The organism is Spirillospora sp. NPDC029432 (assembly GCF_040703975.1).
In the GTDB taxonomy this organism is placed as follows: Bacteria; Actinomycetota; Actinomycetes; order Streptosporangiales; family Streptosporangiaceae; genus Spirillospora.
Map to the genome: position 1 here is coordinate 23673 of NZ_JBEZWH010000064.1, position 13095 is coordinate 36767.

The 13095-nt window shown below is 72.8% G+C and carries 11 protein-coding genes; 5 read left to right on the top strand and 6 right to left on the bottom strand.

Annotation, left to right across the window (positions count from 1 at the left end):
• Window positions 1-41 precede the first annotated feature (41 nt).
• Window positions 42-3668, top strand: a complete 3627-nt coding sequence (gene cobN, locus AB0881_RS33575) for a cobaltochelatase subunit CobN (RefSeq protein WP_366623547.1) — start codon at window positions 42-44, stop codon at window positions 3666-3668.
• 51 nt (window positions 3669-3719) lie between these two features.
• Here cobN and AB0881_RS33580 read toward each other — a convergent pair whose 3' ends face one another.
• On the bottom strand, window positions 3720-5123 hold the full coding sequence (locus AB0881_RS33580; protein ID WP_366623549.1) for an amino acid permease: 1404 nt from the start codon (window positions 5121-5123) through the stop codon (window positions 3720-3722).
• A 204-nt stretch (window positions 5124-5327) separates the two neighbouring features.
• On the opposite strand from AB0881_RS33580, the gene AB0881_RS33585 reads away from it, so the two are divergent.
• Entirely contained in the window at window positions 5328-6116 is a 789-nt protein-coding gene (locus tag AB0881_RS33585; RefSeq protein ID WP_366623551.1) for an SAM-dependent methyltransferase, read from the top strand.
• A gap of 4 nt (window positions 6117-6120) precedes the next feature.
• Here AB0881_RS33585 and AB0881_RS33590 read toward each other — a convergent pair whose 3' ends face one another.
• Together AB0881_RS33590 and AB0881_RS33595 are read right to left on the bottom strand one after the other, a co-directional pair.
• Window positions 6121-6573 carry a VOC family protein gene (locus AB0881_RS33590; protein WP_366623552.1) on the bottom strand — a complete coding sequence of 151 codons (453 nt, stop codon included), beginning with the start codon at window positions 6571-6573 and terminating at the stop codon, window positions 6121-6123.
• A gap of 127 nt (window positions 6574-6700) precedes the next feature.
• Window positions 6701-6922, bottom strand: a complete 222-nt coding sequence (locus tag AB0881_RS33595) for a hypothetical protein (RefSeq protein ID WP_366623554.1) — start codon at window positions 6920-6922, stop codon at window positions 6701-6703.
• A 145-nt stretch (window positions 6923-7067) separates the two neighbouring features.
• Here AB0881_RS33595 and AB0881_RS33600 point away from each other — a divergent pair, with 145 nt between their 5' ends.
• Window positions 7068-7664, top strand: a complete 597-nt coding sequence (locus tag AB0881_RS33600; RefSeq protein ID WP_366623556.1) for a TetR family transcriptional regulator C-terminal domain-containing protein — start codon at window positions 7068-7070, stop codon at window positions 7662-7664.
• Window positions 7665-7668: 4 nt separating this feature from the next.
• Here AB0881_RS33600 and AB0881_RS33605 read toward each other — a convergent pair whose 3' ends face one another.
• Window positions 7669-8238, bottom strand: a complete 570-nt coding sequence (locus tag AB0881_RS33605) for an XRE family transcriptional regulator (RefSeq protein WP_366623558.1) — start codon at window positions 8236-8238, stop codon at window positions 7669-7671.
• Between the two features lie 47 nt (window positions 8239-8285).
• Here AB0881_RS33605 and AB0881_RS33610 point away from each other — a divergent pair, with 47 nt between their 5' ends.
• Window positions 8286-9137 carry a class I SAM-dependent methyltransferase gene (locus AB0881_RS33610; protein ID WP_366623560.1) on the top strand — a complete coding sequence of 284 codons (852 nt, stop codon included), beginning with the start codon at window positions 8286-8288 and terminating at the stop codon, window positions 9135-9137.
• Here AB0881_RS33610 and AB0881_RS33615 read toward each other — a convergent pair.
• Window positions 9134-10729, bottom strand: coding sequence for a serine/threonine-protein kinase (locus AB0881_RS33615; RefSeq protein WP_366623562.1), 1596 nt, complete (start codon window positions 10727-10729; stop codon window positions 9134-9136). The two genes, AB0881_RS33610 and AB0881_RS33615, sit on opposite strands and share 4 nt — an antisense overlap.
• A gap of 113 nt (window positions 10730-10842) precedes the next feature.
• Here AB0881_RS33615 and AB0881_RS33620 point away from each other — a divergent pair, with 113 nt between their 5' ends.
• Window positions 10843-11793, top strand: a complete 951-nt coding sequence (locus AB0881_RS33620; protein WP_366623564.1) for an alpha/beta hydrolase — start codon at window positions 10843-10845, stop codon at window positions 11791-11793.
• Between the two features lie 36 nt (window positions 11794-11829).
• On the opposite strand, the gene AB0881_RS33625 is transcribed toward AB0881_RS33620, so the two are convergent.
• The coding region (locus AB0881_RS33625; RefSeq protein WP_366623566.1) for a protein kinase at window positions 11830-13095 on the bottom strand (1266 nt) is incomplete at its 5' end.

The following is a 13095-nucleotide window of genomic DNA, read 5'->3' on the forward strand; positions in this document are numbered from 1 at the left end:
TCCCGAGCCGGGGCGTGGAGACCCCGGGGGAGGTTCCGCCGATGCGTGCTCTTCTGCTGTCCACGGCCGATACCGAACTCCTCGCCGCGCGCGCGGCCGAGGCCGGTTACGTGACCGCCAATCCGGTACGGATCGGATCGGACGAGCTCGACTCCCTGATAGAGGACGTCGATGCCGTCGTCGTCCGGCTCCTCGGTGGCCGGAAGACCTGGCCGGAGGGGATCGAACGGCTCAGGGAAACAGGGCTGCCTCTCGTGCTATTGGGCGGAGAGGCCGATCCGGACGCGGAGTTGATGGCGCTGTCGACCGTTCCGGGCGGGGTGGCGGCGGAGGCGCTGGATTACCTGCGCGAGGGCGGCGTCGGAAACCTTCGGGAACTGGCGCGCTTTCTGAGCGACACCGTTCTTCTGACGGGGGAGGGGTTCGCTCCGCCTGCACGGATGCCTTCGTACGGGGTCCATGGGGAGTGGGCGCATGAAAGCGGCAAGCCCACGGTGGGAGTCGTGTTCTACCGGGCCCATGAACTGTCGGGGAACACCGCGTTCGTCGATGTGCTGTGCGAGCGGATCGAAGCGGCCGGAGCGAACGCCCTGCCGGTCTTCTGCGGCTCGCTGCGGGGCGCCGAGGAGGGGCTGCTGGAGATCCTCGGGCGGGCGGACGCGCTGGTCGCGACCGTGCTGGCCGGGGGCGAGGCCGGGGAGGACTCCTGGGACGCCGGCGCGCTCGCGGGCCTCGACGTCCCCGTCATCCAGGGAATGTGCCTGACCTCGGCGCGGAGCGTCTGGGACGGGTCGGACGGCGCGCTGAGCCCGATGGACGCCGCCATGCAGGTCGCGATTCCGGAATTCGACGGGCGCCTCATCTCGGTGCCGTTCTCGTTCAAGGAGGAGGGCCCGGACGGGATCCCCGTCTACGTCGCCGACCCGGAACGCGCCGCGCGGGTCGCCGGGATCGCCGTACGGCATGCGCTGCTCCGCCACAAGCCGAACGCGGAGAAGAAGATAGCGCTCGTTCTCTCGTCCTATCCGACCAAGCATTCCCGGGTCGGGAACGCGGTCGGGCTCGACACCCCCGTCTCGGCCGTACGGCTGCTGCGCCGGATGGCCGAGGCCGGATACGCGCTCGGGGACGACCGGGAACTCTGGGACGACCCGGAGAACGGCGACCCGCTCATCCACGCCCTCATCGCCGCCGGCGGCCACGACGTTGAATGGCTGACCGAGGAGCAGTTGCGGCAGGCGCCGGCGCGGGTACGGCTCGACCATTACCGGGAATGGTTCGAGGCCCTTCCGGAGGCGTTGCGGGAAGGCGTCCGGGAGCACTGGGGCGAGCCGCCCGGCGAACTCTACGTGGACGGCGACGACATCGTGCTCGCCTCGCTGCGCTTCGGGAACGTGATCCTGATGATCCAGCCGCCGCGCGGCTTCGGCGAGAACCCGGTGGCGATCTACCACGATCCGGACCTGCCGCCCTCGCACCACTACCTGGCCGCGTACCGGTGGCTGGACCGGGAGTTCGGCGCGGACGCGGTCGTCCACCTGGGCAAGCACGGGACGATGGAGTGGCTGCCGGGCAAGGGCCTCGGGCTCTCGGCGGGGTGCGCCCCGGACGCCGTGCTCGGCGACCTCCCGCTGGTCTACCCGTTCATCGTGAACGACCCGGGCGAGGGGACGCAGGCCAAGCGGCGCGGCCACGCCACCGTCGTCGATCACCTCGTGCCGCCGATGGCGCGCGCCGAATCGTACGGCGACCTGGCCAAACTCGAACAGCTCCTGGACGAGTACGCGACCGTCGCCGACCTGGACCCGGGCAAGCTCCCGGCCGTACGCGCGCAGATCTGGACGCTCGTGCAGGCCGCCCAGCTGCACCACGACCTGCACCAGGAGGAGATGCCGGGAGAGTCGGAGTTCGATGACTTCATCCTGCACATCGACGGCTACCTCTGCGAGATCAAGGACGTGCAGATCCGGGACGGGCTGCACATCCTCGGGCAGCGGCCGGAGGGCGAGGCGCGCGTCAACCTCGTCCTGGCCGTCCTCCGCGCGGCGCAGGTGTGGGGCGGGGTGGCCGGGGCGATGCCGGGGCTGCGGGCCGCCATCGCCGCCGAGTACGACCTGGACGAGAAGGAGCTGCTCGCCGACCCCGGCCGCCAGGCCGGCGACGTGAGCGCGCTGGCCGAGCTGGCGGACGGCCCGTCCCGTACGGCCTCGGACGTGGTGGACCTGCTGGAGGCGGTCGCGCGGCGGCTCGTCGAGGGCATGGACCGCGGCGGCTGGCGCGACCCGAAGGGCGTCTGCGCCGGCGTGCTGGGCCGCGAGGTCCCGGACGTGGTGCGGCTCCTGGAGTTCGCGGCGACGGAGGTCGTGCCGCGGCTGGACGCCACCGCGGACGAGATCGGCGCCGTCCTGCACGCCCTCGACGGCGGGTACGTGCCCGCCGGGCCGTCCGGCTCGCCGACGCGCGGCCTCGTCAACGTGCTGCCGACCGGCCGCAACTTCTACTCCGTCGACCCGAAGGCGATCCCGTCCCGCAACTCGTGGGACGTGGGCGTCGCGCTCGCCGACTCGCTGATCGCGCGGCACCTGGACGACACCGGCGAGTACCCGTCCAGCGTCGGCCTGACCGTCTGGGGCACCTCGGCCATGCGGACGCAGGGCGACGACATCGCCGAGGTCCTCGCGCTGATCGGCTGCCGGCCGGTGTGGGACGACGCGTCCCGCCGGGTGACCGGCTTCGAGATCGTTCCGCCGGAGGAGCTGGGCCGGCCGCGCATCGACGTCACGCTGCGGATCTCCGGCTTCTTCCGCGACGCGTTCCCGCACGTCATCGCTCTGATCGACGACGCGATCACCGCGGTCGCGGAGCTGGACGAGCCCGCCGACCGCAACTACCTGCGGCGGCACGCGGCGGAGGACCACGCCCGGCACGGCGACTGGCGGCGCGCCACGTCCCGGATCTTCGGCTCCAAGCCCGGCGCGTACGGGGCCGGCCTGCTGCCGCTGATCGACGCCCGCAACTGGCGCGACGACTCCGACCTCGCCGAGGTGTACGCGGTGTGGGGCGGCTACGCGTACGGGCGCGGCCTGGACGGGCGCGAGGCCCGCTCCGACATGGAGGCGTCGTTCCGGCGGATCGCGGTCGCCGCCAAGAACCAGGACACCCGCGAGCACGACATCGTCGACTCCGACGACTACTTCCAGTACCACGGCGGCATGGTCGCGATGGTCCGCTCCCTCACCGGGAGCAGCCCCGCCGCGTACGTCGGCGACTCCGCGCTGCCCGACCAGGTGAGGACGCGCACCCTCGCCGAGGAGACGCACCGCGTCTTCCGCGCCCGCGTCGTGAACCCGCGCTGGATCGCGGCGATGCGGCGGCACGGCTACAAGGGCGCGTTCGAGCTGGCCGCCACCGTCGACTACCTCTTCGGGTACGACGCGACGGCCGGCGTCGTCGACGACTGGATGTACCAGAGCCTGGCCGAGGAGTACGTCTTCGACGCCGAGACGCGCGCGTTCATGGAGCAGTCCAACCCGTGGGCCCTGCGCGGCATCACCGAACGCCTCCTGGAGGCCGCCGAACGGCGCCTGTGGGCCGAGCCCGATCCGGGCGTGCTGCGCCGCCTCCGCGAGACGTACCTGGAGCTGGAGGGCGACCTGGAAGCCGAATGATCGCGACCGGGAGAGCGTGAGGTCGTCGGACGGCACCTCGGTGCCGCGGCGTCACCGGCGTTCGATCAGGTCCGTCCCGGTCACCGGCGGGGTCCGGCCGAGGCGTTTCCGGAGCGGGTAGACCGCCGCGACGATCGCCAGGCTGGCCAGCGAGGCGAGCAGCTGGGAGCGCAGCTCGGGCATGAACAGCATCGAGACCAGGACGGCCAGCAGCGCGACGACGACGAGCCAGGTGAGGTACGGGTGGCCCCACATCTTGTACGTGAGGCTGCCCGGGTCCTCGCGCTGGAGCCGGGACCGCAGCCGGAGCTGGGAGAACGCGATCGACAGGTAGACGAAGGCGAGGATGACGCCGATCGAGTTCATCAGGAACTTGAACACCGCGTCCGGCGAGACGTACGACGCCACGACCGCCGCCCAGGCGGCCACGGTGCCGAGCAGGATCGCGCGGACCGGGACGCCGCGGCGGTTCAGCCTGACCAGGCCCTTGGGGGCGTCGCCGTCGCGGGTGAGGACGTACAGCATCCGGGACGAGACGTAGATCGCCGAGTTCAGCACCGACAGGACCGCGGTGAGGATGACCGCCTGCATGATCGTCCCGGCCGCCGGGACGCCCAGCTCCTCCAGCGCGCCCACGAACGGGCTGGAGAGGATCTCCGCGTCGTTCCACGGCAGGATCGCCACCACCAGGAAGATCGACAGTACGTAGAAGAGCGCGACCCGCCAGAGGACGTTGCCGGTCGCGCGGGCGACCTCGCGGCCCGGCTCCCTGCTCTCGGCCGCCGCGATCGTGACGATCTCGGTGCCGCCGAACGCGAACATCACCGCGACGATCGCCGAGAAGATGGCGGCGACGCCGTTCGGGGCGAAGCCGCCGTGCCCGGTGACGTTGCCGAGGCCGCCGGGCGCGTCCGGCCACAGGCCCAGGACGTACAGCAGGCCGAGGACCAGGAAGACCACGATCGCGGCCACCTTGATCGAGGCGAACCAGAACTCGAACTCGCCGAACGACCGTACCGAGACCAGGTTCACCGCGGTCATCACGACCAGCAGCGCGGCGGCCAGCGACCACTGGGGCAGGTCGATCCACTCGGCCAGGATCGCGGCGCCGGCGACGGCCTCGGCGCCGACGAGGATCACGTACAGGTACCAGTAGAGCCAGCCGATCGTGAAGCCCGCGGCGGGGCCGAGCGCGATCCGCGCGTACTCGGCCAGCGAGCCCGCGACCGGGCGGGCGACCACCATCTCGCCGAGCGCCCGCAGCACGAGCAGCACCAGCAGGCCGGCCGCGGCGTACGAGAGGATCGCGGCCGGCCCGGCGGTGTTGATCACCGCACCGCTGCCGACGAAGAGGCCGGCCCCCACCGCGCCGCCGATGGCGAGCATGGTCATGTGGCGGCGGCGCAGCCCCGCCCGCAGGCCCTCCTGCGGAGGAGCTGCCGTACTTTCGGACATTCCTGGCTTTCCGGTCGCAGCTCTCCGGCGAATCCGACCCGCCGGAATTGACCCGACCACTCTAGGTCGCCGCCCCCTACTGCCCGGTACCGCCCCCGCTACCCCCGGACCTGCACAAGATCACGTTTTGGGTCGCTTCTCCCTACAATGATCGAACTGGAGGGGACCCCGGTTCCCCTCGGCGGTCGACGCAGGGAGGAACCGATGGACGGGATCGACTCCACCGTCCCGCATTCGGCGCGGATCTGGGACTACTGGCTCGGCGGCAAGGACCACTTCGCCGCCGACCGGGAGGCCGGGGAGACGGTCAAGGGGCTGCTGCCCGACATCGCCCTCTCCGCGCGGCATGACAGGGCGTTCCTCGGCCGGGCGGTGCGGCACCTCGCCGGCGACGTGGGCATCCGGCAGTTCCTGGACATCGGGACGGGCCTCCCGACCGCCGGCAACACCCACGAGATCGCCCAGCGGGTCGCGCCCGACTCGCGGGTCGTGTACGTCGACAACGACCCGCTCGTCCTCGTGCACGCCCGCGCGCTGCTCACCAGCCAGACCCCCGAGGGCGTCACGGACTACGTGGACGCCGACATCCGCGACACCGCCGCCGTCCTGGAGGCCGCCGCCCGCACGCTCGACTTCTCGCGGCCGGTCGCGCTCATGCTCCTCGGCGTCCTGAACCACATCCTGGACGACGCCGAGGCGCTGGACATCGTGCACCGGCTGCTGGACGCGGTGCCGCCGGGCAGCCACCTGGCGATCAGCCACACCACCGACGAGATCGACGGCGCGGCGATGCACGAGTCCACCCGCGCGGTGAACGAGTCGGGCGGCACCCCGATCGTGGCCCGCAGCGCCCGCCAGGTCGCCGGCTTCTTCGACCGCGTCGAGCTGCTGGAGCCCGGCGTGGTGTCCTGCTCGCGCTGGCGCCCCGAGCCGGCCGAGATCGGGACGCCGCCCGAGGTGTACCACTTCTGCGGCGTGGGCGTGAAGCGGTAGCCGGTCAGCCCATCGCCCGGACGATCTCCTCGGGCGCGACGTCCCGCAGGTGCGTCAGGAACACCCACACGTGTCCGAACGGGTCGCGCAGCATGATCTGGCGGGCGCCGTACGGCATGTCCGCGGGGGCCATCAGCGAGGTCGCGCCTTCCTTCAGCGCCCGCTCGTGGAGCGCGTCCACGTCCGCGATGTAGACATGCAGGGCGACGGTCGTGGAGCCCGTGCGCGACGGCGCGGCGAAGACGTCGCCGGCGTCCCCCAGCATGAGGACGGATCCCTCGATGCTGATCTCGGCATGCATGATCGTCCCGTCCGGGCCGGGCAGCCGGAAGACCTCCTCCGCCCCGAACGCCCGCTCGTAGAACGCGATCGCCTCCGCCGCGCCCTCGATCATCAGGTGCGGGACGGCGCTGTACCTGTAGTGCTCGGGAACGCGGCTCGTGGTCACCGTGGTCATCATGGTCTCCGTTCGTGCAGGTCGCCTGGATGTGCACGACCCTAGGAACGGCCCGACCGGCCACGCATCTGTCACCCGACCGGTGGCGTTCCTCCCGCCGCCCTGGAGCTGAAGGCACTGCGGCGGGTCAGCGGCGGCGCTTGAGGGTCTTGGCGCGCTGGTGCGCCCAGCCGGCCAGGGGGACGCCGATGACCACGGCGGCGATGTAGACGGTCAGGGTGGCGGGGGCGCCGCCGGGCAGGCCGCTCAGGATCCCGGCGTCGTCCCGGTCGACGAGCTGGCGGATGGCGCCCTGGGCACCGAGGACGAGCAGGGCCACGCCGACGATCTGGGCGACGTCGAACCTCATGGGACCACACCTCTCTGGCGTGCGAAGTAAGGGAGCACCCGCGAAGGGCGAGTCCTTCGCGGGTTACAATGCACTCGCATTGTAAAGAGTTCTGGGGGCGGGATGCAATGCGCGTGCATGGTGAAAAGTCCGGGAGGATGGGTGCGTGCCTAAGGTCGTGGACGCGGAGGAACGTCGGAGGCGGCTCGTCGAGGCGGTGTGGCGGCTCACGGTCCGCACCGGCCTGGAAGGCGTGACGCTGCGCAAGGTCGCGGCGGAGGCGGGCGTTTCCATGGGGCAGGTGCAGCACTACTACGCCTCGCGCGAGGAGCTGGTGGCGGACGCCGTCGCGCGGGCGGTGGCGGCCCTCAACGCGCGCATCGAGGCGTCGATCCGGGCCGCCGGCGGCGAGCAGGACGCGGAGACGATCCTGCGCACGTGCCTGACGGCCGTCCTCGGGCGGGACGAGGAGGGGATGCGCCTCCTGCGGCTCTCCGTCGCCGTGCTCGGGCAGGCCGTATCCGATCCCGCGATGGCGAAGGTGCTGGCGCCGGCGGACGGGGAGCTGGTGGCGTTCACCGCGGCGCTCATCGCCGCGGCGCGCGCCGACCGCGGGGTCCCGCCGCTGGAGGACGGCGGTGTGGCGGCCGACATCTGCTGGACCCTGGCCACCGGGCTAGGGGTCGAGGTGGCGCTCGGGCAGCGTTCGGCGGAGGCGGCGGAACGGGTCCTGGAGCATCACATCGCCGCCGTGCTGAGGTAGCGCGTCAGGACGGGTGGAGGTGCGAGCGGCGGCCCTCGCCGTCGAAGATCGCGATGATCTCGGCGGGGCCGTCGTGGGCGCCGAGGGCGTGCGGGACCATCGTGGAGAACTCGGCGGCCTGCCCGGCCTCGACGAGGATCGTCCGGTCCCCCAGGAGGAGCACGACGGTCCCCGACAGGACGGTGAACCAGTCCCTGCCCGGGTGGACGCCCATCTCCTCGCCGCCGAGCGGGGGCGGCGGCTTGGTGATGCGCATCTTGGCCACGGACGTCCCGTTCGGGCCGGAGTCCCGGCTCAGCATCCAGGCGGTCACGCCGCGCGCCTCGTCGCGCTGCGGCCTGATCACCACGTCCTCGTCGGACGCGGACTCGACGAGCTGGTCGAGCGTCGTCCCCAGGGCGCGGGCGATCGACACGAGCTGGTCCAGGCCGATGCGGCGGTGGCCGGTCTCGATCCGGCTCAGCGTCGAGGGGCTCAGGTAGCAGCGGCTCGCCAGGTCGTCGAGCGACCAGCCGCGGGCCGCGCGCAGGCCGCGGATCCGGCGGCGGACGAGAGCGTCCACTTCTTGCTTCATACGCAAGATGGTATGTCGTTGGCGCAAGGTGCGCCTAGTGTGGAGGCATGGGCGACCACCATCATCACCACCATGACCAGCACGGTTCCGGTTCCGCGGGCCTGGCGGAGATCCTGGATCTCGACGCCGAGGTCCTGCGCTCCCATCTGAGCGAGGTGACCGAATGGATCGCGAAGGCGGCCGGCCGGCCGCCGCGCCGGATCCTCGACCTGGGCAGCGGTACGGGAGCCGGGACGTTCGCGCTGCTGCGGCGGTTCGGCGACGCCGAGGCGATCGCGCTGGACCAGTCCGGGGAACTGCTGCACCACCTGAACGGCAAAGCGCGCGACCTCGGCCTGGACGGGCGGATCCGTACGGTCCAGGCCGACCTGGACGCCGAGTGGCCCGAGCTCGATCCCGCCGACCTGGTGTGGGCCTCGGCGTCCCTGCACCACATGGCGGACCCCGACCGGGTGCTGGCCGGGATCCACGCGCTGCTCCGGCCGGGCGGCCTGCTGGTCGCGGCGGAGCTGGCGGGCCTCCCGCGCTTCCTGCCCGACGACCTGGGCTTCGGACGGCCCGGCCTGGAGGAGCGCTGCCACGAGATCCTCGACGCGGAACGGGCCGTCGACGTCCCGCACATGGGCTCCGACTGGGGTCCGCGGCTGGCCGCGGCGGGCTTCGCCATCGAGGCGGAACGGGTCTTCGAGATCGACATGCGGCCGCCGCTCCCGGCCGCCGCCGCCCGCTACGCCGAGGCGGTCCTGCGCCGCATGCGGCACGGCCTGGAAGGGCGGCTCGGCGCGGACGACCTCGCGGCGCTCGACGCCCTCCTCGACCGAGAGCGTCCCGGGAGCGTCCTGCGGCGGGACGACCTGTCCGTCCGCACCGAGCGGACGGTGTGGATCGGCCGGCGCTAGCCCAGGATCTCGCTGAGCTCGAAGTCGTCGAACTCGGCGCGGAACGCGGCGCCGCCGATCTCCTGGGCGACCACCAGCCCGACGTTGCCCTTGGGGAGCGGCCGGTCGGAGTCGGTGACGTCGGCGACCGGCTCGCCGTTCACCCAGAGGCGCAGCCGGACCGCGTCGCCGTCCTGCTCGCACGCGATCTGCACCCGGTTGCCGTTCTTCTTGAACCCGTCGATCCCGCCCGTGCGGACCAGCTCCTTGCCGCCGCGGTCGGTGGTGGCACGGCGGACGACGGCGCCCTGGCCGTCGTGCCGGACGAGGAAGCGGTAGGCACTGGCGCCGTCGCTGCCGTACTGCTCCCGGCAGATCAGCCCGAACATCCCGTGGCCCGGTCCCTCGGTCACCGTCACCTTGACGGCGGCCGTGACCGAGTCGACCGCCCGCTCCTTCGCGACGCCGGACAGCCTGAAGTGCAGGGGCCGCGTGCCCTCGGCGTCCAGCCCGTACGCCTGGCCCTTGTAGCCGTAGCCGAGGATCGGGACGTACGTGCCGCCGGTCCAGCCGGAGGCGTGGTCGGAGAAGTCGTCGGCGAAGATGCTGCGGGTGTTCTCGGGCGGGCCGTCCGCGCCGGTGAGGGCGTAGACGGCGGTGCCGCCGAGGACGACCGCGAGGACGGCGGCCCCGGCGGCCAGCAGTAGCGGCCGCCGAGGGACGCGGCGTTTCCGCACGTCGTGGCGGGTGGGATCGATGGCGGGCAGGGTGGGCGGCGCGCCCGGCGCCGCGGCCGTCGGCCGTTCGCCGCTGCCGGTGAGGCGGGCCAGCAGCTCCTCGGCGGTGGGACGGCGTTCCGGGTCCTTGTCCAGCGCGGCGGTCACCAGGTCCCGCAGCGCCGGGTCGAGCCCGTCCAGGACGGGTTCCGCGGACATGACGCGGTGCATGACGGCCGGGACCGTGCTGTCGCTGAACGGCGGCCGCCCCGTGCCCGCGAAGGCGATCACGCAGCCCCACGCGAAGACGTCGGCGGCCGGCGTGAGCTCCCGGCCGCGGAAGATCTCGGGCGCCATGTACGCCGGCGTCCCGACGAACTGCCCGGTACGGGTGGGGCCGTCGGTGGCGTCCAGCGCGCGGGCGATCCCGAAGTCGATCACGCGCGGGCCGGTCGCGGACAGCAGCACGTTGGCGGGCTTGAGGTCGCGGTGCACGATCCCGGCGCCGTGGATGGCGCCGAGCGCGGTCGCGGTGCCGACGGCCAGCCCTTCGAGGGAGCCGCCGTGCATCGGGCCGCGCTCCCGGACGGCCTCGTCGAGGGTGGGCCCGTCGACGTACTCGGTGACCACGTACAGCGGTTCGCCGTCCAGCCGGGCGTCCAGGACGGGCGCGGTGCAGAACCGGCGGACCCGGCGGGCGGCGGTGACCTCGCGTCGGAAGCGCTCGTGGAACGCGGGGTCGTCGGACAGGTCGGCGTTGATGACCTTGACCGCGACGGAGCGCCCGGAGGCGTCCTCGCCCATGTAGACGGTGCCCATGCCGCCGCGGCCGAGCCGGCCGACGATGCGGTAGGACCCGAGCTGCCGGGGATCGGTCTCGCGCAGGGGAGTGGGCATCGAGGCGGCTCCTGGAAGGGGGTCCCCAGGTTTCCAGCCGTGCGCCGCCGGTTCAACCGCCTTACGGGGAGTCGGGGCGCTATAGGTTGGTCGGCGGTGGAACGGGAGGGTCCATGGACGTGACGACCGACGTGCTCGGGGCCGGGTACGAGGCCATCGAGCTGCCGCTGGGACAGGACGCCGAGGGCGAGGTCGTGGCCACGCTCGTACGGCGGCGCGGGAGCGAGCGCGGGCGCCGCGCGGTGCTGTACGTGCACGGCTTCATCGACTACTTCTTCCAGAAGCACCTGGCCGACTTCTACGTCGAGCGCGGGTACGACTTCTACGCGCTGGACCTGCGCAAGTACGGCCGCTCGCTGCGGCCGTACCAGACGCCCAACTTCGTGCGGAGCCTGACCGACTACTTCCCGGAGATCGACGAGGCGGTACGGATCGTCCGCGAGGAGGACGGGCACGACGTCCTCCTGCTGAACGGCCACTCGACGGGCGGCCTGGTCGCGGCCCTGTGGGCGGACCGGGTGAAGGGGAAGGGGCTGGTGGACGGGCTCTTCCTCAACAGCCCGTTCCTCGACATCAACGAGCCGCTGGTGATGCGGAAGGCGGGCGCCGGGCTGGCCCGGCTGCTGGGGCGGCGGTTCCCGACGGCGAAGCTGCCCGCCGGGGTGTCCGACCTCTACCCGCGCAGCATCCACCGCGACCACGAGGGGGAGTGGGACTTCGACCTGGAGTGGAAGCCGCTGCTCGGGTTCCCCGTACGGGCCGGGTGGCTGGCGGCCGTGCGGCGCGGCCAGCTGCGGGCGCACGCCGGGCTCGGCATCGACGTGCCCGTGCTGGTGATGGCGTCCGAGCGCAGCGTCAGGCCCAAGCCTGGGGTGGCCGACTTGTCGAGCGCCGACGCCGTCCTGGACGTGGAGCACATGGCGCGCTGGGCGCCCCGGCTCGGCCGGCACGTGACGCTCGTGCGGATCCCGGGCGGCCTGCACGACCTGGTGCTGTCGGCCAAGCCGGCCAGGGAGCAGGTCTTCGCCGAGCTGGACCGCTGGATGACCGGCTACCTCCGCTAGCGGGCCGGCGGGCGGGGGCCGGGGCGGCCGGCCGGGCTAGTCGCGGATCTGCGAGAGGTCGAAGTCGTCGAAGTCGGCGATGATCGGCTGGGCCGCGTTGCCGCCGCGCTCGACGATGAGCCCCGCCCAGCCGTGCCCGACGGGCTGGGCGTCGTCGGTGTGGTCGAGGACCTGCTCGCCGTTCACCCAGAGCCGCAGCCGGACCTCCTTGTTCCCGTCCTGCGGCTCGCAGGCGATCTGCACCTTGTTGGGGTCCTTGTCGTCGAAGCCGGGAACGCTGTCGACGTTGGCGAGCTCCTTGGTGCCCTGCGCGCCCGCGGCCTTGCGGAGCAGCGCGCCCTTGCCGTCCTTGCGGATGAGGAACGCGTACTGCGTCTCGCCGTCGTTGTTGGCCCGGCAGCTCAGGCCGAACCGGCTGTCGTCGGCGCCCTGCGCGACGGTGACGGTGGCGGTGACGAGCATGCGCTCGGGGATGTCGGTGGCCTTCTCCTTGGGGACCCACCGGTCGCGCATCTCGTCGACGCTGGTGGTCTCCAGGCGGTACTTGCCGTCCTTGTAGCCGTACTGGCCGGTGAAGGTGCTGCCGCCGCCCCAGCCGGAGCCGGTGCTGGAGAAGTCGTCGGCGAACGAGGTCGCCAGCTTCTCCGGCGGCCCGCTGGAGCCGAACGCGGCGAACAGCAGGACCACGACGAGCGCCGCGGCGCCGGCCGCGCCGCCGCCGATGCCCAGCCTCTTCTTCGACAGGTGCGGCGGCTTCGGCAGCCCGCGGCCGTCCGGGCGGGGGGCGTCGTCGCGGGTGACGCCGCCGGCCGGCGGAGGCGGCTGGGGCGGCGGGACGGGCGCCTGGTAGGTCGGCGGGGGCGGCGTGGCCGGAGTGTGCCAGCTCGACTCGACGGTCTCGGCGATCCGGGCCGGGTCCGGCCGCGAGTGGCCGACCAGCCGGCCCAGCAGCTCCTGGACGGACGGGCGCCTGGCCGGGTCCTTGTCGAGCGCGGCGGCGATGATGTCGCGCAGCCCCGGGTCGAGGCCGTCGAGGGCGGGCTCGTCGTGCGCCACCCGGTAGAAGATCTCCGGGACGGTGTTGCCCGCGAACGGGGCGCGCCCGGTCCCGGCGTACGCCATCACGCAGCCCCACGAGAACACGTCGGAGGCGGGCGTGACCTGCTCGCCGCGCAGCAGCTCGGGCGGCAGGTAGTTGGGGGTGCCGACGAACTGCCCGGTACGGGTGGGGCCGTCGGTGGCGTCCAGCGCGCGGGCGATCCCGAAGTCGATCACGCGCGGGCCGGTCGCGGACAGCAGACG

Excerpts from the sequence above, each read along its gene's own strand:
- cobN (WP_366623547.1), top strand. The coding sequence starts at position 42 with ATGCGTGCTCTTCTGCTGTCCACGGCCGATACCGAACTCCTCGCCGCG.
- AB0881_RS33580 (WP_366623549.1), bottom strand. The coding sequence starts at position 5,123 with ATGTCCGAAAGTACGGCAGCTCCTCCGCAGGAGGGCCTGCGGGCGGGG.
- AB0881_RS33585 (WP_366623551.1), top strand. The coding sequence starts at position 5,328 with ATGGACGGGATCGACTCCACCGTCCCGCATTCGGCGCGGATCTGGGAC.
- AB0881_RS33590 (WP_366623552.1), bottom strand. The coding sequence starts at position 6,573 with ATGACCACGGTGACCACGAGCCGCGTTCCCGAGCACTACAGGTACAGC.
- AB0881_RS33595 (WP_366623554.1), bottom strand. The coding sequence starts at position 6,922 with ATGAGGTTCGACGTCGCCCAGATCGTCGGCGTGGCCCTGCTCGTCCTC.
- AB0881_RS33605 (WP_366623558.1), bottom strand. The coding sequence starts at position 8,238 with ATGAAGCAAGAAGTGGACGCTCTCGTCCGCCGCCGGATCCGCGGCCTG.
- AB0881_RS33610 (WP_366623560.1), top strand. The coding sequence starts at position 8,286 with ATGGGCGACCACCATCATCACCACCATGACCAGCACGGTTCCGGTTCC.
- AB0881_RS33615 (WP_366623562.1), bottom strand. The coding sequence starts at position 10,729 with ATGCCCACTCCCCTGCGCGAGACCGATCCCCGGCAGCTCGGGTCCTAC.
- AB0881_RS33620 (WP_366623564.1), top strand. The coding sequence starts at position 10,843 with ATGGACGTGACGACCGACGTGCTCGGGGCCGGGTACGAGGCCATCGAG.